Below are 22,004 nucleotides of genomic sequence, written 5' to 3' on the forward strand. Positions count from 1 at the left end.
CTTGCCGGAAAAATTTAGGGTATGCGCGATGTTTCGCCGCAATGAATGCGACAGGCATGCGCTTCCCTGCCCACTGTTCGGGAGTCCTGACAGGCCTCATGACAGTGTAGTGGCGGGGCGGGAAGCCGATCGGTCGAGCAGAGGCGAGAACCGGGCTTTAATCAGGGATTGCCCGGGGATATGGGGTCGGGGCGGTACCGGCACGCAGTGGCGCCGCCGCCGTGTTTGAGCCGTTCAGGCGAACGCGGCCATGCCGGCCATTTCGGGATCGGCCAGACCGTGCTGCATGACGTAGAAGGTGAGTTCGGCGTTGTTGGACAGGCGCATTTTCTCGAGCAGGCGCGAGCGGTAGACGCTGACCGTCTTGACCGACAGCGACAGGGCATTGGCAATGTCGGTCAGGCGCTTGCCGGACCCGATCATGCACAGCGTCTGGTATTCGCGATCGGACAGGATTTCATGCGCCGGGCGGTCGGCATCGGGCGCCAGATAGTCGGCCAGCGATTCGGCCACTTGCGGGCTGACATATTTGCGTCCGCTGGCGACCTGCCGCACCGCGTGCACCAGTTGCGTCGCGCTGGCGCGCTTGCTGAGATAGCCTGCCGCGCCGGCCTTGAGCGCGCGCAGGGCGAACTGCCCTTCGTCGTACATGCTGAAGAGCATTACCGGCAGGCACGGGTGGTCGCGCCGCAGTTGCTTGAGCACCTCGAGTCCGTTGGTGTCGGGCAGCGAAATGTCGAGCAGCACGACGTCCCAGTGGGACTGACGGACCAGTTCGATGGCCTGGGCACCGGTTTCGGCTTCGCCGACCGCGCTGACGACGCCATCCGCCATCAGCAGCTGCCGCACCCCTTGGCGTACGATCGTGTGGTCATCGGCGATCAATACTCTAAGCATCATGATGATTGTTCTGCGCAGGAAATGTCAGGAGAGCGTGGCAGACCCTGCGCGTCGGGGCAGGGTGACGCGCACGGCCGTGCCATGGGGCTGGGCGTTTTCGATGCGAAAGGTGCCGTTGAGGGAAATGCAGCGTTCTTGCATGCCTTTGAGGCCGAGCGAAGTACTTTTTCGCCGGGCGCCGGCGGGGATGCCGCGGCCGTTGTCGGCGACGGTCAGGGTAACGGATTGGCGCCTGGCGACCAGAGCGACACGCAACTGCGTGGCACGCGCGTGCTTGGCGGCATTGTTGAGCGCTTCCTGAGTGATGCGAAACAGCGCGGCGGCGGTCGCCGGCTCGAGCGCATCGAGTGCCGCCGCATCGTCGCATTCCCATGCGCACGGCAGTGCGGTGCGGCGCTCGAATTGCCGGACCCAGGCGCGCAGCGCCATGCTCAGGCCGTCGCGCAGTTCCGGCGGGTGCAGGTCGTGGGCCAGGGTGCTGACTGCCGTTTGCGTGTCGGCCAGTCCAAGTTCGAGCGACTCGAGCGCGCTCGACAGCGCGCTGTTGCCATCAGGCGCCTGCCGGCGTACCAGTTCGAGCGTCAGACGCAAGGCGGTCAGATGCGCGCCGAGCACGTCGTGGAGTTCGCGTCCGATACGAGTGCGTTCCGCATCGCGCGCGGCATTGATCTGTTGAGGCGCGAAGTGCATGACCTCGCGCCGGCGTGAGGTGCCGGGCCTGATCTGCGTCGTAATGGAATCGACGGAATGCCGCATCAAACTGTCCTGTAAATTCAGTGCACAAGCGGACTTGTCTTACGCGCTTGTTGACTTGCCGAGAATTTAACAAAATTTACATTTCGCAACAATTACAAGCGATGAAATTCTTGATAAATGACAGTTTTTCTTTTTGTTCGTTGATTTAAAAGGAAATTTATAAAAATAAGATGGTTAAAAGAAGTAAAAAGATTTGAAATCCTTAAGTAAGTAAGGGTATCTCCTTAGGGAATCGGGTCGAATTTCGCCAAAAAGCAACGCTCTCCGAATAAATATTTTTTGCGTTGTCGCCGGTTGAGCACAAATTACCGGCCGTCGAGACGGCTCGGACGACGAATCAGCATGACCGACGCGGACACATCGGTGGGGTTTGTAAGAATTTGTAAGGCATGGCGGTACGCCGTTCGGCTCGAGTGAATCGCCCGCCGTGCCCCGGCGTGATGACTAGGTGCCGCGATTCGAGGGTGCGGCCAGCGGCAGACGCACGCAAACAGCCAGGCCAATGCCGCCCGGGCCGGCTGCCAGTTCGATGGCGCCCTGACTGGCCGCGACGATCTCCTTGACGATCGCCAGGCCCAGACCGGTGCCTTCCTGTCCGGGGGCGGCGTGGCGATAGAAGCGCTCGAATACGCGGGCGCGGGCTTCGGCGCCGATGCCGGGGCCATTGTCCAGCACGACCAGTTCGGCAGCCTGACCGCGCCGGTGCGTCGATACGGTGACCTTGCCGCCCGACGGGATGTAACGGATCGCGTTGTCGACCAGGTTCATGACCAGTGCGCTGAATAGACCCGCATTACCGGTGACCCACACCGGGCTTGGGTCGGCCTCGAGTCCCAGATCGATGTCGCGGCGTTGCGCCAGCGCGGCCAGCTCTTCGAGTACGGCCGCGCTGACGGCCACCAGGTCGACGGGCTGGCGCAGCAGCGCGGCCGTGTTGGCCGCTTCGGCCTGCGCGAGCAGCAACAGTTTGTTGGTCAGGTCGATCATGCTGCGGCTGCTGTTGTGCATCGCGTCGAGCACGTCGGCGACGGCGGCGCGGTCGTCGAGCTGGGTGGCGAACTGAATTTGCGTGTCGAGCAGGGTGAGTGGGGTGCGCAGCTGATGCGCGGCGTCGGCGATGAAGCGCTTTTGCGCGGCCACCTGGGTGTGCAGCCGTTGGATACACAGATTGATCGCATCGACCACGGGGCGCAATTCGAGGTGCAGGTCGCCGGCGCGAATCGGCGCGAGCTCCATCGGGTCGCGTCCGGCGACGTCGTCCTTGAGGCGAATGATCGGGCGCAGTTCCATGGTCAGCCCAATCACCGCGAGCAATACGGTGAGCGCCAGCATGGCTACCTGACGATGCAGCGATGGCCGCCATAGCTCGGCGAGCATGCGGTCATGGCCGCGCCGGGTTTGTCCGACCAGAATGGCGACGCGGTGCGGCACGCCCGAGTCGTACATGGTGCGGATCGTTTTTGCCACGCGTATCGGCTGGCCGCCGAGGACAGCGTTGCGGTAGGTTGGCGCGGCGGCCGAGAAAGGCGCGGCGAACGGGAAGTCGGGGATGCCGGCGAGCAGCCGGCCATGCTCGGTGATCACCTGGTAATAGACCTCGTCCCGATCGGGGGAGGCGAACAACTCCAGCGCCGCCGGCGGCACGCTCACGTGCAGCGAGCCGTCGATCCAGCCGAGCTGGCCGGCGATCACCTGGGCCGACGTCGACAGAGCCCGGTCCTGGATCAGGTCGGCGGTGTCGCGCGCACTGAGGTAGGCCAGCCAGGCGCTGACGCCGATGTACAGCGTGAGGGGAATCAGCAGCCACAGCAGCAGCCGCAGGCGCAGGCTCGAGATCATGGCCGGTCTTTCGGGCGTAGCAGATAGCCCAGGCCGCGCAGCGTCATGATGCCGGCCTGGCAGGGTTCGAGTTTCTTGCGCAGGCGATGGACGTAGATTTCGATGGCATCCTCGCTGGGCTCGTCATCCAGGCCAAACACGCCGCTCATCAGCGCACTCTTCGAGATGGTCTTGCCCTGCTTGAGCATCAGGATCTCCAGCACGGCGTGTTCGCGCGCCGGCAGCATGAGGACTTTGCCGGCAATCGCGAACTCACGGGTGTGCGTGTTGTAGCTGAGGTCGGCGCAATTCATCTCGGCCGCCTTGTCCGGTGTTTGCCGGCGCACCAGTGCTTTGATGCGGGCCACCAGCTCGCGGACTTCGAACGGCTTGACGAGGTAGTCGTCGGCGCCCACGCCCAGGCAATCGACCTTCTCGTCGACCGAGCCGCTGGCGGTGAGAATGATCACCGGGACGTTGTCGCGTCGCTCGCGCAACCGGCGCAACACGCTCTTGCCGCTCATTTGCGGCAGCATCAGGTCGAGCAGCACGACGTCGTAGGCCTCGCTTTGCAGCAGGCGGTCGGCGGTGTCGCCGTCGCTGGCCGCGTCGACGGTGAACTTTTCCTCGCGCAGCATTTTGGCGAGCCAGTGCGAGAGCGGCAAGTTATCTTCGATGAGCAGTAATTTCATTGGTTGGGGCCGCTGGCCTACTCTGCCAGGGTTTGTACGTAGCGCCTGCAAAAAATCGAGGTTTAGAAAGCTGGATGAAAGGTGCGCACGCCTAGAATCGCTTCGCAGTATCGCCTTTATCGTGAAGGCGGTCTCATTATCCCGAAAAAATTATAGGAGACAACACCATGCGTGTTATGACCCGTTCTGGCCGGCCCCTGGTTCGCTCCCTGGTGGCATCGAGTATCCTCGGCGCGCTGTTGAGCGCGGGCATGGGTGCAGGGGTGGGCGCGGCACAGGCTGCCGACGCACCCAAGATATCGATCATGGTGGGCGGCATAAACAAGCTGATTTATCTGCCGGCCAAATTGACCCAGCAGCTGGGTTACTTCAAGGACGAGGGGCTGGACGTCGAGTTGCTGTCGCAGCCGGCGGGGGTCGACGCCGAGAACGAATTGCTGGCCGGCGCCGTGCAGGGTGTGGTCGGCTTCTACGATCACTCGATCGACCTGCAAAGCAAGGGCAAGGAGGTCGAGGCTATCGTGGTGTTCGGCCAGGTGCCCGGCGAGGTCGAACTGGTGTCGTCGAGCGCGGCCGCACAGATCAAGAGCATGGCCGACATCAAGGGCAAGACGCTGGGGGTGACCGGCCTGGGCGCGTCGACCAACTTCCTGACGCAGTTTCTCGCGGCCAAGAACGGCGTCAAGTCGAGCGAGTTTTCGGTGCTGCCGGTCGGCGCCGGCAATACCTTCATCGCCGCCATGCAGCAAAAGCGCATCGACGCCGGCATGACTTCCGAGCCGACGGCCTCGCGCCTGCTGTCGACCGGCCAGGCCTCGGTGCTGGTTGACATGCGCTCGCTCGAAGGCACCGAAAAGGCGCTGGGCGGCGCTTATCCGGCGTCGAGCTTCTACGTCAACCGCGCCTGGGCTCAGTCTCACAAGGCGGAAGCGGCCAAGCTGGCACGCGCGTTCGTCAGAACGCTGCAATTCATTCATACGCATACGCCCGAGCAAATCGCCGAGAAGATGCCGAAGGATTACTACGCCAACAACAAGGCGTTGTATTTGCAGGCGCTGACCAACTCGATGCCGATGTACTCCCCCAACGGCAAGATGCCCGTCGGGGGGCCGGAAACGGTGCTCAAGGTGATGTCGTCGTTCAATCCGAACGTCAAAGGCAAGCATATCGATCTGTCGAAGACCTATACCAACGAGTTCGTCGACCAGGCGCTGCACGCCAGCAAGTAAAGCTCTTCCCGCGAGCCCCCGGCACGCCGTGCCGGGGATCGATACCCCCGCCATTCGGCGCGTCTGACGATGCGGGGGCACGCTCGCGCTTCGTATTTGAAGGATTCCTTATGAACCCATCCGTTTCCCGCGACACGCCGGCGATCGAATTCAACCACGTGTCGTGCCGCTTCATTTCGCCCGACGGCAAGGCGACCGTGGCCCTGCGCGATTTCACCATGAGCGTGGCGCGCGGCGAGTTCGTCGCAGTGGTGGGTCCGACCGGTTGCGGCAAGTCGACCACGTTGAGCCTGATCACCGGCCTGCTCAAGCCGACCGTCGGCGAGGTGCGCGTGATGGGCGTGCCGGTCAGCGGCATCGATCCGCGCATCGGCTTTGTGTTTCAGAACGATGCGGTTTTTCCCTGGCGCAACGTGATCGACAACGTGGCAGCCGGACCGATGTTTCGCGGGCAGTCGAAGCAGGCCGCGCATGAGTTGGCGCGCGAGTGGATACGCCGGGTCGGGCTCGACAAGTTCGCGCATCATTACCCGCATCAGCTCTCGGGCGGCATGCGCAAGCGCGTGGCCCTGGCGCAGACTTTCATCAATCGCCCCGAAATCCTGCTGATGGACGAGCCGTTCAGCGCGCTCGACATGCAAACGCGCACGCTGATGCAGGATGAACTGTTGCAGCTGTGGGCGGGCAACGCCGGATCGGTGGTGTTCGTGACGCACGATCTCGAGGAGGCGATCGCCCTGGCCGACCGCGTGTTCGTGCTCTCGGCGCGGCCGGCCACGCTCAAGCGCGTCTACAACATCGATCTGCCGCGCCCGCGCATCACTTCAGAAGTGCGCTACGAACAGCGGTTTATCGATCTCTCTCGCGAAATCTGGGCGGATTTGCGCGAGGAAGTCCAGATCGGCTGATCGATCAACTCCCAGCAATTGGCAAGGTAAACACCATGAGTGAACAAGTGACGATGGACGGCTTCGACGACGTCAGCATGGCGCGCGAAGAGCAGCGGGCTCAGCGCAGGATTCGGCAGCGCTACTGGTTTGTGATTTTCCTGCGCGTGGCGATTCTGGTGGTGGCGCTGGGCGGCTGGGAGGTGGCGGCCGACATGAAATGGATCGATCCGTTCTTCTTTTCGCAGCCGTCGCTGATCGTGGCACAGATCTACGATTGGTTTGTCAATGGCACTTCGCAGGGACCGTTGCTCACGCAGGTGCTGGTGACCCTGGAGGAAACGGCGCTGGGCTTCCTGATCGGCTCGGTCGCGGGCGTGATCTTCGGCATCGTGCTGGGGCGCAACAAGTTGCTGTCTGACGTCTTCAGCCTGTATATCCAGATTGCCAATTCGATCCCGCGCGTGGTGCTGGGCTCGATCTTCGTGATCGCCTTGGGCCTGGGCATGGCCTCGAAGGTGGCGCTGGCCGTCGTGATGGTGTTCTTCGTGGTATTCGGCAATGCGTTCCAGGGGGTGCGTGAAGCCGACCGCTATATGATCGCCAATGCGCAGATTCTGGGGGCGTCGCCGCGACAATTGACCATGTCGGTAGTGATTCCGTCGGCGCTGAGCTGGATCCTGGCAAGCCTGCACGTGAGCTTCGGCTTCGCGCTGGTGGGCGCGGTCGTGGGCGAATTTCTCGGCTCGAAGCAGGGCATCGGCTTGCTGATCTCGACCGCTCAAGGCGCATTCAACGCCAGCGGCGTGTTCGCAGCGATGATCGTGCTGGCCGTGGTGGCGCTGGCCGCCGATTATGTGCTGACGTCGCTGGAGAAGCGCCTGCTCAAATGGCGCCCAGCGGCCTTTTGAACCAAGGCCGAGTCACGCCTGTACCAATAGGTCGTTGAATGAGGCGGTGGCGGTGCGCGTGGCGCGCCGCCACCGCTTTTTCATTCGACCTTGAGCCGGGTGATCTTCGTGCCTTCGATACTGAGGTTGGCCATCAGCCCTTGATTGGTCATCACGATGACGTCAACCGGGGCGGTTGCCGTGTTGAGGTCGACGTTGCCGTTGGCGCCCGCCTTGACGACGGCCACCGAGGCGTCCACGCCGGCGGTCCAGCCCTGGCTGCCGCGGAATTTATCCAACGCCTCCTGCGTCATGAACAGGAAGATGACGGCTTTGGACTGAGCGCCGATTTGCAGTCCGAATGAACCGGAGGCCGTGTTGTAGTAACCGACCGTTCGGCCGCCCACACGCAGTGCGCCTTCGCCGTATTGCGCGCCAACCACGAAGCCGGCAGCCAGTACGGACGGAAATACCAGCACGCCGCGCGCCTTGTCGACCAGTTCCCGCGAGCCGGGTACCGTCGTGTATAGACGATTGAGCGTGGCGGTGGTGTCGGCATCGATTTGCCGGGCCTTATCGGTGCTGGTGACGCTCGACATCGGGGTGGTGGTGCAGCCGGAGAGCACCAGAGTCGTTGCGCAAAGCGCGGCGGCTGATTTGACCAAAAACTCTCTTTTATGCATTTCGTTCTCCGCGACAGTTCAATGATGTAACCTGCGGCGATGGCGAAGCGCTGTTGCATCGACATGCGCGCAGGGATGGCGTGAATGTAGCGCTGCGGGATCTCTGGTCTTGTGCTGCTGCATTTTTGCAAATGCGTAAATTCATTATGCGGGTAAATCCCTGCTTGTCAAGAATCGGAGTGCTGGGCGTGTCTCGAGATTTTTTCAATTTCATGAAATTTGACAAGCCGCTCATATGTTACTAACATAGTCACACATTGGGCCATCACGATGACTACCAGCAGCCGATTCGCCGTTGCCGTACATATATTGACGTTGCTTGCCGGCGGCGACGGACCTATCCCGTCGACGTTGATCGCCGGCAGCGTGGGCACCAATCCGGCATTGATTCGCCGGTTGATCTCGCGTTTGGCCGAGGCCGGTTTGGTGGCATCGGAAATGGGCTCGCAAGGCGGGGCTACGCTGGCCAGGCCTGCGGCGAAGATTACGCTGCTGGAGATCTTTCGGGCAGTCGAGTCGACCGATCTCATCGCACTGCATCGCAGCGCGCCGAACCCGGCGTGCACGGTCGGCAAGGAAATCACCGGTGTATTGCAGCGGGTCGCCGAAAAAGCACAGGCAGCGATGGACGGTGTGCTTGCGGATCTGACGATTGCCGACATGCTGTCGCAGGTCAGGGCGGCTGGTCGTCGGGGCCGCCGGTGAATTTTTTTACCCCAATATGTAACTATATTGGTTTCATATTGCATTGAGGAGGAAATCATTATGAAAATCGCACTGATTGGCGCAACCGGCAACGTCGGACAACGGTTGACGGACGAAGCGCTGCGCCGTGGCCACACCGTGACGGCGATTTCCCGGCATGCGTCTCGATTGCCGGCAAGCCCGTCGTTGCTCACGCGTGACGTCGACTTGCACGATAGTGCCGCGCTGGCCGAGGCGCTCGAGGGAAGTGACATTGCGCTCAGCGCGGTGCGCTTTCAGGATGCGTCGGCGCCGGCTATTACCGGGCCGGTCAAGCGCGCGGGCATCCGGCGGCTGCTCGTCGTGGGTGGCGCCGGCAGCCTCGAGGTCGCGCCTGGATTGCAACTGGTCGATACGCCGGAATTTCCCGACGCCTATAAGAAGGAAGCCTTGGCCGGTCGCGATTTTCTCAACGCGTTACGGCAGGAACCCGAGCTCGACTGGACGTTTGTATCGCCATCGGCGTTGTTTGCGCCCGGCGAGCGCACCGGCAACTTTCGGGTGGGGCAGGACACGCTGCTCACCGATGCGCTGGGAAAGAGCTGGATTTCGATGGAGGATTTCGCGATTGCCTTTCTGGATGAAGTCGAGCGGCCGCGTCACAGCCGTCAGCGGTTTACGGTAGGTTATTGAATTCATACCACCAGACGCGAGGGCGGCCATGCCGCAACGAGAAATTCCCGCCGTTTACATGCGCGGCGGCACGAGTAAGGGTGTCTTTTTCCTGACCGACGATCTGCCGGCCGATCCCGCGCGGCGCGACCGCATGTTGCTGCGCGTGATCGGCAGCCCGGACCCTTATGGGCAGCAGATCGACGGCATGGGGGCGGCGACTTCCAGCACCAGCAAGGTTGTGCTGGTTGGGCCGTCGAGCCGGCCCGATTGCGATGTCGATTACCGCTTCGGACAGGTGGCGATCGACCGGCCGCTGATCGACTGGTCGGGCAATTGCGGCAATCTCACTTCGGCGGTCGGCCCGTTCGCGATCGCGCAAGGACTGGTCGCGGCGCCGCGCGATGGTACGGCCGTGGTGCGTATCTGGCAGGCCAATATCGCCGCGAGAATCATCGCGCATGTGCCGATGCGCGATGGCGAGGTTGTCGAAGAGGGCGATTTCGAACTCGACGGCGTGACGTTTCCCGCGGCGCAGATCCGCATCGAATTTCTCGACCCGAGCCCGGCGCGGGACGCAGAAGGGGCGCCCGGCGGCATGTTCCCGACCGGGCAGGCACTGGACTTGCTGGAGGTGCCCGGCATCGGGCGCGTGGAGTTGACGATGATCAACGCCGGTAACCCGGCCGTATTCATCGACGCAGCGCAGCTGGGGTTGCGGGGCAACGAAATGCAGCGCGAGGTCAATGGCGACGCAGCGCTTCTGGCCAGGTGCGAGGTGATTCGCGCGCACGCGACGGTTCGCATGGGGTTGGCGAGCGACGCCGACGCGGCAACGCGGCTGCGGCCGCACACGCCCAAACTGGCGTTCGTCGCGCCGGCGCTGGCCTACACGGCGTCGAGCGGCAAGGCGATCGAGCCGGCGATGGTCGACTTCAATGCACGCATTCTGTCGATGGGCAAGCTGCATCATGCGATGACCGGCACCGGGGCGGTGGCCATCGCGGTGGCGGCGGCGATACCGGGCACCCTGGTCAATCGGCTGTTGCCGGCCGGAGCGGTGCCCGAGCAGGTACGCTTCGGACACCCGTCCGGCGTGATGGCGGTGGGCGCCCAGGCTGAGCGGCGCGGCGACGCCTGGGTGGTGACCAAGGCGATCATGAGCCGCAGCGCGCGCCGGTTGATGACGGGCAAGGTCCACGTGCCAGCCGATGCCTGCGTCTGAAGGCGGCCGATCGCGGCGCATCTTCAGGATAAAATATGGCGAAAAAAGGTTCGCAATCCGGCATTGAAAGCCTGATTGACGTATGCTGGAATTCCAAGCGTAGCGACCCCTTTTCCAGGATAAACAGAATTGACCTCCGATGCTTCTCGCCTCGCATCCAAATTAGGTCTCTCACCGGGAATCTCGGTCGAGCGGTTCGGCACGCGCGTGCGAGTCAACTGGCAGGCCGCATTGCAATTCGAGGGCAGGGAGTTGTCGGTGCGTGTCTGGGATATTTCGATCGACGGACTGAGCTTCGTCACGGATGCCGCGATTGCGCTGGGCAGCAAGCTGGTCATGACGCTGCTGATCCGCGCCCCCGATGAATCCGGGCAACGGCTTGCGGTGCCGCTGTCGATCCAGGTCTGCAACAACATCCTGACCCGCGAGGGTTTTCGCACCGGCGCCTATATCGAAGCGATCGACCCCGAGCACAAACAACTGCTGACGACCTGGATCGAGCGGCTGCAGCCGCAGGGCGAATAGCGGATCCGGGTTCGAGCGGTGACGAGGGGTGATGGTGCGCGCACCGAGCCCAAAGGGCGATACGGCAAACAGAAAGACGTGAATTGGTTGGCGCGCCCGACTGGAATCGAACCAGTGACCCTCGGCTTCGGAGGCCGATACTCTATCCCCTGAGCTACGGGCGCATTCGTGTGTGGCGGTGTGTCAGACCGATTGGAGCGCGCAAGGCTGGCCTGCGGCCAATTAAGACGTGGAAGGATAGCGGTTTTAGCCCTCGCCGTCCATGCCTTGGCCGTGTTTTGCGACGCTTTTGTGTGAAAAAAACGACCGACGGCGTCCGTTGCAGGAAAATCCGGCTGTTCAGCCGAACTCCCATGCGATATTAAATAGCGGAGGTTTGCCGCTATAATTCCGTGTTAATTTTACTTAATAGCGCGCTAGACGCTAAAAGTCGACGCCCCCGGTTTCCACAAATTTTGAGAGATCCGCATGAGCGAAGCGCATAACGAGCACGAGACGCCGATCAAGACGCCGAAGCAGCTGATTGCCGTGGTTGCCGCTGGTTTTCTTGTCCCAATTGCCATTATTGCCCTGCTGGTGGTGTACGTCGGCAACAGTGCCCGCACCGGCGCCGGCAGCGGCGGGATGTCGGCGGAGGCTGTGACGCAGCGCATCGCGCCGGTAGCTCATGTGGAAGTGCGCGACGCCAACGCGCCGCACGTGTATCAGACCGGCGAGCAACTTTTCAAGGCGGTCTGCTCGGCTTGCCACGCGACCGGCGCGGCCGGAGCGCCCAAGGTGGGCAATAGCGCGGACTGGGCGCCGCGCATTGCGCAGGGCTTCCCGACGCTGCTCAAGACCGCGTTGGCGGGCAAGGGTGCGATGCCGCCGCGCGGCGGCACCAACCCGGCCGATGTCAGCGATTACGAAATCGCGCGCGCCATCGTCTATATGGCGAACCAATCGGGCGGCCACTTCAGCGAGCCGCCGCCGCCCGCGCAGCCCGCCTCGGGCGCTGGTGCGGCACCGGCTTCCGCTGCGGCGGCACCCGCGTCGGCGGCAAGCGCCGAGACGAACGCCGCGGCTGCGGCGATTGCCGCGATTTCCGCCGCCAAGCCGGCAGCCACCGCTTCGGCTGGCCAACCGGCGCCGGGCAGTCCGGCCGATCTGGCCGCCGGCAAGAAGCTATACGGGCAGGTTTGCGTGGCTTGCCATGCCGCCGGCGTGATGGGGGCGCCGAAGTTCGGCAACAAGGCGGACTGGGCCCCGCGCATCAAAACCGGCATGAACACGCTGTACAACGCGGCATTGCACGGCTTCAACGCAATGCCTGCCAAAGGCGGCTCGAATGCGCCTGATGACGAGGTGAAGTCCGCTGTCGATTACATGGTGCACGCGGCCCAGCAGTAAGACCCCTGGCGTGTTCCGATCAAGCCCCGTGCGCGCACGGGGCTTTTTTATATCCGCCCGCCCGACGCGTGGGCGCTTGGGCCTTGGGCGAGCAGGCTCGGCGGCGCGGCTCAGGCCGGGTTTGGCGTTTTGCCGCCTGCCAGCAGGGCCTTCAGGCTCGCCAACCGTTCCTTGGGCGTCATCGGCGCGTCTTCCGGGGCGGGCGGCGGCGCGTCGTCAAGGTTCATTTCGCGCACGAAGCGCGAGACCTCGCACACCATGGTGTCGCGCGCGCGCTTGCGCTTCTTGCACCAGCTCAAATGCAGGCTGCGTTGCGCACGGGTAATACCGACGTACATCAAGCGCCTCTCTTCCTCGATTTTTTCGTCGGTGATCTCGTCGTCTTCGCGCAGGTGCGGCAGGATGCCTTCCTCCACGCCGACCAGGAAGACGTGCGGATATTCGAGCCCCTTGGACGCATGCAGGGTCGACAGGCGCACCGCATCGGGATCGTCCTCGCGACCTTCGAGCATCGACATCAGGGCGACGGTCTGGGTCAATTCGAGCAGATTCTTGCCGGTATCGGCCAAGCCGTCGGCGTTGTCGAAGCCGGTCGCGCCGGCGCCTTCCTCCGCTGGCTTGGTGCCCCGGCGCTTGAGCCAGTCGAGAAACTCCAGGGTGTTCTGCCATTTGGCCTGTGCCTGCCGCTCGTCGAAGGCGTCATACAGATAGGCCTCGTAATGAATACCTTCCATCAGCTCGTTGAGCACTTCGGTGGCCGGGTCGCGCCCGGCGCGGTCGGCAATGCGCGTGATGAAGTCGCAAAAAGCGCGCAGCGGCTCGAGCTGGCGAGCCGCCACGCGCGTCTCGAGCGCGCCCATGTAGACGGCCTCGAATAGCGATACCTTGGCCTGGCCGGCGAAACTGCCGAGCGCTTCGAGCGAGCTGCTGCCGACGCCCCGGCGCGGCGTCGTGACGGCGCGAATGAAGGCCGGGTCGTCGTCCGGATTGGCGATCAGGCGCAGGTAAGCGCACAGATCCTTGATTTCGGCCTTGTCGAAAAAGGATTGACCGCCCGACAGGACATAGGGAATGCGCTCGCGACGCAGGATCTGTTCGAAAATACGGGCCTGGTGATTGCCGCGATACAGGATCGCATAGTCGCGGAATTGCGCGCGCCGCTCGAATTTATGCGCCGAGAGTTTGAACACCACCGATTCGGCTTCGTGCTCCTCGTCGTTCATGCCGGTGACGCCGATCGGATCCCCCATGCCGTGTTCGCTCCACAGCTTCTTCTCGAACAGCTTCGGGTTGTTGGCGATGACGTTGTTCGCTGCCTGCAGGATGCGCACCGTCGAGCGGTAGTTCTGCTCGAGCTTGATGACCTTGAGTTGCGGAAAATCGGTTTGCAGCTGTTTCAGGTTTTCGAGGGTGGCGCCGCGCCAGCCGTAAATCGCCTGGTCGTCGTCGCCGACGGCCGTGAACGCCGCGCGCGGGCCCGCCAGCAGCTTGAGCAGCGTGTATTGGCAGGTATTGGTGTCCTGGTATTCGTCGATCAGCAGGTAGCGCAGGCGATTTTGCCAGCGCTCGCGCACCGCTTCGTCCTTGGCAAACAGCTCGGTCGGGATGCGGATCAAGTCGTCGAAGTCGACCGCCTGGTAGGCGTGCAGCGTAGCCACATAGTTGCGAAACACCATGGCCGCCTGATGGTCGTCGGCGTTTTGCGCGCCGGCGAGCGCCTGTTCGGGCGTTACCAGGCCGTTTTTCCATAGGGAAATGGCGTTTTGCACGCGCCGGATCATGGCCTTGTCGGTGGTGCCCAACTGCTCCTGGATCAGCCCGAAGCAGTCGTCCGCGTCCATGATCGAGAACTGGGGCTTGAGGCCCACGTTTTCAGCCTCGCGGCGCAGGATCTGCACGCCCAGCGAATGGAAAGTGCAGACCGTCAATTGATTGACCGGCACCTTGCGGCCTTCCTTGCCGGGGGCGGTCAGCGTTTTGCCGTCGAGCAGTTTGGCCACGCGCTCGCGCATTTCGGCCGCCGCCTTGTTGGTGAAGGTCACGGCGGCAATGTGGCGGGGTTCGAATCCTTTCGCTTCGATCAGGTAGGCGATTTTTTGTGTAATGACGCGCGTCTTGCCGCTGCCGGCGCCGGCCAGCACCAGACAGGGGCCGTCGAAATAACGCACCGCCTCGTGTTGCGCGGGATTCAGTGGAAATGAGGACATCGGGATTCAACAGGCCGAGAATGACAGGCGGTTGCCGGGCGCGCGCGACGGCGCGGTGTCACATAACCGCCGGGCGGCCAAGTGTATCATGGGCTCCCAGGGCGGCTCGCGGGCCTTCGGGCAGCGGAACTTGTTACGGAAGATCGCGTCCAGTTTGTGTCGCAGGCGCGCCAGTGCTTACCGATGCGTATCGTCGGATGTGCGGTTGCGGGCATTCGACGTCATCAGAGGACGGCCCATGAATTTAAATCAAGTCGAAGAATCCCGGTGGCTGACCGGGGGGCTCATCGCGTTTGCCGCGGTGCTGACCCTGATCGCGCTCGGCGGCGCCTGGTGGGCGGTGACGGATCCCGGCGTGGTGCCGTCTGGCGACTTGCACGTCTTGCCGACCCGGGCCCCCGAGGCTAGCGGCCCGGTGCTCGCGGCGGCGTCCGCCGTTACCGGCAATGCGCCGCCGGGGGCCGCGGCAATCGAGCCGGCTGCCGCGCAAGGCGTGCCCGACACCATCCGTGCAGTGCCGATTCCGCCGGCGCCGCCGGTTGCGGTTGCCGGTAACGCGAGCGCCGGCACTCTGCCCGCGAGCATCGGCGCGACTCAGGCCGCACCATTGATGCTGCCGCTGGCCTCGGGCGTCGACGCCAGTGCGCAGGCGGCAACGCCTATGCCGGCGGCGCCGGCACAGGCGCCAGCACCCGATCTCATGCAGGCGCTGCAGCCGGTCGATGCCGCGCCCGCCACCACCCGGGCGCCGGACGCCACGCGGACGGCGGCGGCGCCGAAACCGGCGGCTGCGAGTGCGCCGAGCCTGGCGGGGCAGGTGGCCGCGTGCGATAAGTACGCGTGGTACCAGGTCCTGCAGCGCCAGCAGTGTTTGTGGTCGGTCTGCAATGGACGGTGGGGCCGGGACGGCTGCCCGGCTTACCAGCATCACTCGAGCGGCGAACATTAGGCGCCCGACGCGCGCTCGCGGGCCGCAGAGGCAATGCCGTCAACGGCATTTGACAAGCGGTAAGGTTGCCCTTACAGTGCCGATTCGTGATCGGGAGAGCGCGCCGGGAAGCACATGCCGACGCCGCCGAAGGGGTAACACCCGCAAACTCTCAGGCAAAAGGACCGATCGTGACGAAAGCGAAGCTTTCGATCTCTGGAGAGCGGCGGCGGCGATCAGCCGGCTGCCCACCGAAGGGGCGCGCGAGGCTCGGTAGCCACCCGTTGGCAACCCGCCGCGCAATCTCTCAGGTACCGAGGACAGAGGGGTCATCCAAGTATCCGGCCATCCGTGGCCTGGCGCTTGGATGACCCTTTTTCCTTTTCAGGACCCGAGACATCTCATGACCGAACTCAAACGTACTCCGCTGAACGCCGTGCATCGCGCACTGGGTGCCCGCATGGTCGATTTCGGCGGGTGGGACATGCCCGTCAACTACGGCTCGCAGATCGACGAACATCACGCCGTTCGTACCGGGGCAGGAATGTTCGACGTATCGCATATGTGCGTCGTCGATCTGTACGGGCCGAGCGTGCGGGAGTTTCTGCGCTACGCGCTGGCCAACAATGTCGACAAGCTGCAAACGCCGGGCAAGGCGCTCTATTCGTGCATGCTCAATCCCAACGGCGGCGTGATCGACGATCTGATCACCTATTTTTTCAGCGAAGATCATTTCCGGCTCGTCGTCAATGCCGGCACCGCGGATAAAGACCTCGCCTGGCTCGGCCAGCTCAATGCTCACGGCGACTACAACCTGACCATCACGCCGCGCCGCGAACTGGCGATCGTCGCGGTGCAAGGCCCTCAGGCGCGCGCCAAGGCGTGGCAGGCGGTACCGCAGATCCAGGCGGCCAGCGAAGTACTCAAGCCGTTCAACGCGACGGTGGTGGCCGACACGCCGTTCGGCGAGCTGATGGTGGCGCGCACCGGCTATACCGGCGAGGACGGTTTCGAACTGATTTGCCCGGCCACGCACGTGGCGGCGCTGTGGCAGGCGCTGGCCGCCGCCGGCGTGCGTCCGGCCGGACTCGGCGCACGCGACACGCTGCGCCTGGAAGCGGGCATGAACCTGTACGGACAGGATATGGACGACGATGTCTCGCCGCTCGACGCGGGCCTGGCGTGGACCGTCGAGCTGCAGAGCGAGCGGGCTTTCGTCGGCAAGGATGCTCTGGAGACGCAGGGACAGCGGGCGCGTCTGGCTGGCTTGATCCTGCTCGACAAGGGCGGGGTGCTGCGCGCGCACCAGAAAGTGCTGACGCCGCATGGCGCCGGCGAAATCACCAGCGGCACCTTCAGTCCGACGTTGCAGCAGTCGATCGCGTTTGCCCGCCTGCCGCGTGAGGTTGCCGACGGCGACACCGTACAAGTGCAGATTCGCGACAAGCAACTGGCCGCTCGTGTGGTCAAATTACCGTTCGTGCGCCACGGCAAGGCGGTCAACGCCTGAACTGGACCGAGCCGACACTTCTCCCCCTTTTCTTTTTCCGGAGCCTGACATGAGCATTCCCGCCGATCTGAAATACACCGAATCCCACGAATGGGTGCGCCGCGAAGCCGACGGCACGCTGACCATCGGCATTACCGATCACGCCCAGGAAGCACTGGGTGACATCGTGTTCCTCGAATTGCCCGACGCCGGCCGGCAAGTGGCCGTCGGCGAAGCGGTTGCGGTAATCGAGTCGGTCAAGGCCGCGTCCGACATTTATGCGCCGGTGGCCGGCGAGATCGTTGCCAACAATGGCGAGCTGGCCGGCACGCCCGACCAGATCAACAGCGACGCCTACGGCGCCTGGCTGTTCAAGATCAAGCCCGCCGACGCCGCGGCCGTCGAGAAGCTGCTGTCGGCCGAGGCCTACGCCAAGAGCATCGGCGCTTAAAGCCGGCACGCTGTAACGCCAGGGCCCGCCCGCCGCGGCGGGTCCGCCAAGACCCCAAGAGATTGTTGACCATGAACGCTTTGACTGACCTGCCTTTGACCCGCCGCACGCTCGCCGAGCTCGAGCAGCGCGACAATTTCGCCGCACGCCATATCGGCGCCGACTCCGGCGAGCAACGCGCCATGCTGGCCGAACTCGGTTATGCCTCGCGCGACGCCCTGATCGACGCGGTCGTTCCCGCCTCGATCCGCCGCGCCGAGGCGCAGTCGCTGGCCGCCGCATTGAGCGCGGCCGGACTGCCGGCGCAGCCGCAAACCGAGCAGGAGGCACTGGCGCGGCTGCGCGCGCTGGCCGACAAGAACAAGGTCTGCAAGTCTTTCATCGGCCAGGGTTACTACGGCACCTTCACGCCCGGCGTGATTCTGCGCAACGTGCTGGAAAATCCGGCCTGGTATACGGCCTACACGCCGTACCAGCCCGAAATTTCGCAGGGCCGGCTGGAAGCGTTGCTGAATTTCCAGCAGATGGTGATCGACCTGAGCGGGCTGGCGATCGCCAATGCCTCGATGCTCGACGAAGCGACCGCCGCGGCCGAGGCGATGACGCTGCTCAAACGCACCGGAAAATCCAAGTCGAACATCTTTTTCGTCGCTGATGACGTATTGCCGCAGACCATCGAGGTGGTGCGCACCCGTGCCCGGCCGCTCGACATCGAGGTGATGGTCGGACCCGCCGAGGCAGCTGTCGACGCCCAGGCGTTCGGTGTATTGCTGCAATATCCCGGGGTCAACGGCGACGTGCGCGATTACCGCGCGCTGGCCGACGCGGTGCATGCGCAAGGCGGCGGAGTGATCGCCGCGGCCGACCTGCTGGCGCTGACGCTGCTGGTGCCGCCGGGCGAATGGGGCGCGGACGTGGCGGTCGGCAACAGCCAGCGCTTTGGCGTGCCGATGGGCTTCGGCGGCCCGCATGCCGCATACATGGCAGTGCGCGACGAACTCAAGCGCTCGATGCCGGGCCGTCTGGTCGGCGTCACGGTCGACAGTCAGGGCAAGCCGGCGCTGCGCCTGGCGCTGCAAACCCGCGAGCAGCACATCCGCCGCGAAAAGGCGACCTCGAACATCTGCACGGCGCAGGCGCTGCTGGCCATCATGTCCAGCATGTATGCCGCATATCACGGGCCGCAGGGGCTGCGCACCATCGCCGAGCGCGTGCACCGCCTGACGGCTGTACTGGCCGCCGGTCTGGCGCAAATGGGACTGGCGCCGGTCAACACGACCTTCTTCGATACGCTGACCGTGCCGGTGGGCGGCAATGCGGCGGCCGCACACGCGGCAGCCGCGGCGCGGGCGATCAATCTGCGGGCGATCGACGCCGCGCATGTCGGCATTTCGCTGGACGAAACCAGCACGCGCGACGATGTCGTCGCGCTGTGGTCGGTGCTCGCCGGCGCGGCCGGCGTGAGCGCGGCGCAGCCGGATTTCGACGCGCTCGAGACGAACGCGGGCAATGCCTATCCGGCAGACCTGGCGCGGCACAGTGCGTACCTGACGCACCCGGTATTCAACCGCTATCACTCCGAGCACGAAATGCTGCGCTATCTGCGCAGCCTGGCCGATAAGGATCTCGCGCTCGACCGCACGATGATTCCGCTCGGCTCGTGCACGATGAAGCTCAACGCGACCAGCGAGATGCTGCCGGTGACGTGGCCGGAATTCGCCCATATCCATCCGTTCGCGCCGGCCGATCAGACGGTCGGTTATCGCGAAATGATCGCGCAGCTCGAACAGATGCTGGTGGCGGCGACCGGTTACGCGGCTGTCTCGCTGCAGCCCAATGCCGGCTCGCAGGGCGAGTACGCGGGCTTGCTGATCATCCAGGCCTACCACGCGTCGCGCGGTGAATCTGCGCGCAACGTCTGCCTGATTCCCGCGTCCGCTCACGGCACCAATCCGGCCTCGGCGCAAATGGCGGGCATGCAGGTCGTGGTGGTGGCCTGCGACACGCAGGGCAACGTCGATCTGGCCGACCTCAAAGCCAAGGCGGAGCAGCATCGTGATCGCCTGGCCGCGATCATGATCACCTATCCGTCGACGCACGGCGTGTTCGAGCAGGGCGTGCGCGAGATCTGCGATATCGTGCACGCCAACGGCGGGCAGGTCTACGTCGACGGTGCCAACATGAATGCCATGGTGGGGCTGTGCGCGCCCGGCCAATTCGGCGGCGACGTCTCCCACCTGAATCTGCACAAGACCTTCTGCATTCCGCATGGCGGCGGCGGCCCCGGCGTGGGCCCGGTGGCGGTCGGCGCGCACCTCGCGCCGTTCCTGCCGAATCAGGCCTCGACCGGCTACGTGCGCGGCGAGCAAGGCATCGGTGCGGTGTCCGGCGCGCCGTACGGCTCGGCGTCGATTCTGCCGATTTCGTGGATGTACATCGCGATGATGGGTGCGCAGGGGCTGAGCGCGGCCACCGAAAATGCGATTCTCAATGCCAACTATCTGGCAAACAAGCTCGCGCCTCACTACCCGGTGCTGTACAGCGGGCCGGGCGGACTGGTTGCGCACGAATGCATTCTCGATCTGCGTCCGCTCAAGGAAGCCAGCGGCATCTCGGTCGACGACGTCGCCAAGCGGCTGATGGATTTCGGCTTCCACGCGCCGACCATGAGCTTCCCGGTGCCAGGCACCTTGATGATCGAGCCGACCGAGTCGGAATCGAAGGCCGAGCTCGACCGCTTCATCGAAGCGATGGTGGCCATTCGCGAGGAGATTCGCGCCGTCGAGGAAGGCCGCGCCGACCGCGAGGACAATCCGCTCAAGCATGCGCCGCACACCGCGGCGGTGGTGACCGGCGACGAATGGACGCATGCCTATGCGCGCAGCCAGGCCGCTTATCCGGTCGCCAGCCTGCGCGAACGCAAGTACTGGCCGCCGGTGGGCCGTGCCGACAACGTGTACGGCGATCGCAACCTGTTCTGCGCCTGCGTGCCGATCAGCGAGTACCAGTAGCGGCGGGAGGCAGCGCGCCGCATGGCGCGCTGCACAACGGCATGTGTGCGGCATGACGAAAAAAGATGGAACGGCCGCCACACCGACGACATCGAACCGATAGTTGCAGCCGCATGTGAGCGCTCACATGCCGTTCGTGCCACCAAGGAGGCTGATGCATGGCGGTTTCTGTTTTCGATCTCTTCAAAATCGGCATCGGGCCGTCCAGCTCCCATACCGTCGGACCCATGCGCGCGGCGCTGATGTTCGCGCAAGGGCTCGAGCGTGACGGCCTGCTGGCGCAGACCGCGAGCGTGCGCGCCGAGCTGTATGGCTCGCTGGGCGCCACCGGCAAGGGGCACGGCACCGACAAGGGCGTGATCCTGGGGCTGATGGGCGAAGCGCCTGACACGGTCGAGCCGGCCGGCATCGCCGGCAAGCTCGCGCAAATGCGCGCCGAGCGTTCGCTGGCCCTGCTCGGCAAGCATCCGGTGCCATTCATCGAAAAGGAGCACATCGTCTTCTATCGCCGCGAAGCGATGGCCGAGCATCCCAACGGCATGAAGTTTCACGCGCTCGATGCCGCCGGCGCCACCTTGCGCGAGGGTCGTTATCTGTCGGTCGGCGGCGGCTTTGTGGTCACCGCGGGCGCCGCCAACACGCAGGTGCTCAGCGCGCACGACCAATTACCGCACCCGTTTCGCACCGGCAAGGAAATGCTGGCGATGTGCGAGCAGACCGGCAAGAGCATCGCTGGCCTGATGTGGGAAAACGAACGCGTGTGGCGCTCGGATGAAGACATTCGAGCCGGCCTGCTGCGCATCTGGGCGGTGATGCAGTCGTGTGTGGCCCGCGGCTGCGGCATCGGCAACACCGATGCCGACGGCGAACTGCCCGGGCCGCTGCATGTGCGGCGCCGCGCCCCGGAGCTGCATCGCCATCTGACGCAGCGCGCCGAACGCACCTTGTCCGATCCGTTGTCGGTGATGGACTGGGTCAATCTCTATGCGATCGCGGTCAACGAAGAAAACGCCGCCGGCGGCCGCGTCGTGACCGCCCCGACCAACGGCGCGGCCGGCATCATCCCGGCGGTCATGCACTACTACGACCGGTTTGTGCCGGGCTCCAGCGAGCAAGGGATTCTCGATTTTCTGTTGACTGCCGGCGCAATCGGCATCCTGTACAAGCTCAATGCATCGATATCGGGCGCCGAAGTGGGTTGTCAGGGCGAGGTCGGCGTCGCGTGCTCGATGGCGGCGGGGGCGTTGACCGCAGTACTCGGGGGCAGCGCGAGCCAAGTGGAAAATGCGGCCGAAATCGGCATGGAACACAATCTTGGACTCACCTGCGACCCGGTTGGCGGCCTGGTGCAGATTCCCTGTATCGAGCGCAACGCGATGGCCTCGATCAAGGCCGTCAACGCGGCCCGCATGGCATTGCGCGGCGACGGCCAGCACTACGTTTCGCTCGATTCGGTCATCAAGACCATGCGCGAGACCGGGGCGGACATGAAAACCAAATACAAGGAAACCGCACGCGGCGGGCTGGCGGTCAACATCGTCGAATGCTGATCCCGGCGCGCATGGTCA

General features: G+C 64.1%; 19 protein-coding genes, 1 tRNA gene and 2 riboswitches. Of the genes, 13 read left to right on the forward strand and 7 right to left on the reverse strand.

The annotated features are described in order from the left end of the window. Positions 1-234: 234 nt before the first annotated feature. The 4 genes from PATSB16_RS19470 to PATSB16_RS19485 all read right to left on the reverse strand — a co-directional run bounded on the left by PATSB16_RS19470 (position 235) and on the right by PATSB16_RS19485 (position 4,166). Positions 235-900, reverse strand: coding sequence for a response regulator (locus PATSB16_RS19470; RefSeq protein ID WP_047215645.1), 666 nt, complete (start codon positions 898-900; stop codon positions 235-237). Between the two features lie 24 nt (positions 901-924). Continuing rightward, positions 925-1,656, reverse strand: a complete 732-nt coding sequence (locus tag PATSB16_RS19475; protein WP_052892758.1) for a sensor histidine kinase — start codon at positions 1,654-1,656, stop codon at positions 925-927. Between the two features lie 444 nt (positions 1,657-2,100). Then, positions 2,101-3,495, reverse strand: a complete 1,395-nt coding sequence (locus PATSB16_RS19480; RefSeq protein ID WP_047215646.1) for a sensor histidine kinase — start codon at positions 3,493-3,495, stop codon at positions 2,101-2,103. Continuing rightward, complete coding sequence (locus PATSB16_RS19485) at positions 3,492-4,166, reverse strand: response regulator (RefSeq protein ID WP_047215647.1); 675 nt, start codon at positions 4,164-4,166, stop codon at positions 3,492-3,494. Before PATSB16_RS19485 ends, PATSB16_RS19480 begins: the two co-directional genes overlap by 4 nt. Before the next feature lie 251 nt (positions 4,167-4,417). Between PATSB16_RS19485 and PATSB16_RS19490 the strand changes: the two genes are divergently transcribed. From PATSB16_RS19490 to PATSB16_RS19500, 3 genes are all read left to right on the forward strand, one after another. After that, positions 4,418-5,395, forward strand: a complete 978-nt coding sequence (locus PATSB16_RS19490) for an ABC transporter substrate-binding protein (protein WP_237170385.1) — start codon at positions 4,418-4,420, stop codon at positions 5,393-5,395. A gap of 110 nt (positions 5,396-5,505) precedes the next feature. Further along, the gene (locus tag PATSB16_RS19495; RefSeq protein WP_047215649.1) at positions 5,506-6,303 is read left to right on the forward strand and encodes an ABC transporter ATP-binding protein; all 798 of its coding nucleotides are present in this window, start codon (positions 5,506-5,508) and stop codon (positions 6,301-6,303) included. A 35-nt stretch (positions 6,304-6,338) separates the two neighbouring features. Beyond that, entirely contained in the window at positions 6,339-7,193 is an 855-nt protein-coding gene (locus PATSB16_RS19500) for an ABC transporter permease (RefSeq protein ID WP_047215650.1), read from the forward strand. Positions 7,194-7,273: 80 nt separating this feature from the next. Here PATSB16_RS19500 and PATSB16_RS19505 read toward each other — a convergent pair whose 3' ends face one another. Next, a complete protein-coding gene (locus PATSB16_RS19505; protein ID WP_047215651.1) occupies positions 7,274-7,855 on the reverse strand; it encodes a BPSL1445 family SYLF domain-containing lipoprotein in 582 nt (193 codons plus the stop codon). Positions 7,856-8,125: 270 nt separating this feature from the next. Between PATSB16_RS19505 and PATSB16_RS19510 the strand changes: the two genes are divergently transcribed. From PATSB16_RS19510 to PATSB16_RS19525, 4 genes are all read left to right on the forward strand, one after another. Then, the gene (locus PATSB16_RS19510; RefSeq protein WP_047215652.1) at positions 8,126-8,560 is read left to right on the forward strand and encodes an Rrf2 family transcriptional regulator; all 435 of its coding nucleotides are present in this window, start codon (positions 8,126-8,128) and stop codon (positions 8,558-8,560) included. A 60-nt stretch (positions 8,561-8,620) separates the two neighbouring features. Beyond that, entirely contained in the window at positions 8,621-9,232 is a 612-nt protein-coding gene (locus PATSB16_RS19515; protein WP_047215653.1) for an NAD(P)-dependent oxidoreductase, read from the forward strand. A 28-nt stretch (positions 9,233-9,260) separates the two neighbouring features. Then, positions 9,261-10,436, forward strand: coding sequence for a 2-methylaconitate cis-trans isomerase PrpF (gene prpF / locus PATSB16_RS19520; protein ID WP_047215654.1), 1,176 nt, complete (start codon positions 9,261-9,263; stop codon positions 10,434-10,436). Between the two features lie 207 nt (positions 10,437-10,643). After that, on the forward strand, positions 10,644-10,961 hold the full coding sequence (locus PATSB16_RS19525) for a PilZ domain-containing protein (RefSeq protein ID WP_062551245.1): 318 nt from the start codon (positions 10,644-10,646) through the stop codon (positions 10,959-10,961). Between the two features lie 88 nt (positions 10,962-11,049). Here the strand turns inward: PATSB16_RS19525 and PATSB16_RS19530 are convergent. Next, positions 11,050-11,125, reverse strand: a tRNA-Arg gene (locus PATSB16_RS19530). 304 nt (positions 11,126-11,429) lie between these two features. Between PATSB16_RS19530 and PATSB16_RS19535 the strand changes: the two genes are divergently transcribed. Then, positions 11,430-12,350, forward strand: a complete 921-nt coding sequence (locus tag PATSB16_RS19535; protein ID WP_047215656.1) for a c-type cytochrome — start codon at positions 11,430-11,432, stop codon at positions 12,348-12,350. 110 nt (positions 12,351-12,460) lie between these two features. Here PATSB16_RS19535 and PATSB16_RS19540 read toward each other — a convergent pair whose 3' ends face one another. Continuing rightward, positions 12,461-14,557: a UvrD-helicase domain-containing protein gene (locus tag PATSB16_RS19540; RefSeq protein WP_047215657.1), complete on the reverse strand. Its 2,097-nt coding sequence runs from the start codon at positions 14,555-14,557 to the stop codon at positions 12,461-12,463. 238 nt (positions 14,558-14,795) lie between these two features. On the opposite strand from PATSB16_RS19540, the gene PATSB16_RS19545 reads away from it, so the two are divergent. The 5 genes from PATSB16_RS19545 to PATSB16_RS19565 all read left to right on the forward strand — a co-directional run bounded on the left by PATSB16_RS19545 (position 14,796) and on the right by PATSB16_RS19565 (position 21,986). Then, positions 14,796-15,506 carry a hypothetical protein gene (locus PATSB16_RS19545; RefSeq protein WP_052892759.1) on the forward strand — a complete coding sequence of 237 codons (711 nt, stop codon included), beginning with the start codon at positions 14,796-14,798 and terminating at the stop codon, positions 15,504-15,506. Between the two features lie 81 nt (positions 15,507-15,587). Next, a riboswitch (glycine riboswitch) is annotated at positions 15,588-15,683 on the forward strand. 8 nt (positions 15,684-15,691) lie between these two features. After that, a riboswitch (glycine riboswitch) is annotated at positions 15,692-15,819 on the forward strand. 69 nt (positions 15,820-15,888) lie between these two features. Then, positions 15,889-16,995, forward strand: coding sequence for a glycine cleavage system aminomethyltransferase GcvT (gcvT, locus tag PATSB16_RS19550; protein ID WP_047215658.1), 1,107 nt, complete (start codon positions 15,889-15,891; stop codon positions 16,993-16,995). Positions 16,996-17,044: 49 nt separating this feature from the next. Then, complete coding sequence (gcvH, locus tag PATSB16_RS19555) at positions 17,045-17,425, forward strand: glycine cleavage system protein GcvH (RefSeq protein WP_047215659.1); 381 nt, start codon at positions 17,045-17,047, stop codon at positions 17,423-17,425. Positions 17,426-17,496: 71 nt separating this feature from the next. Continuing rightward, the gene (gene gcvP / locus PATSB16_RS19560) at positions 17,497-20,436 is read left to right on the forward strand and encodes an aminomethyl-transferring glycine dehydrogenase (RefSeq protein ID WP_047215660.1); all 2,940 of its coding nucleotides are present in this window, start codon (positions 17,497-17,499) and stop codon (positions 20,434-20,436) included. 158 nt (positions 20,437-20,594) lie between these two features. Beyond that, positions 20,595-21,986 (forward strand): L-serine ammonia-lyase, encoded by a 1,392-nt coding sequence (locus PATSB16_RS19565; protein ID WP_047215661.1) that lies wholly within the window; start codon positions 20,595-20,597, stop codon positions 21,984-21,986. Positions 21,987-22,004: the final 18 nt, after the last annotated feature.

Origin of the sequence: Pandoraea thiooxydans (assembly GCF_001931675.1) — a bacterium.
Taxonomy (GTDB): Bacteria; Pseudomonadota; Gammaproteobacteria; order Burkholderiales; family Burkholderiaceae; genus Pandoraea; species Pandoraea thiooxydans.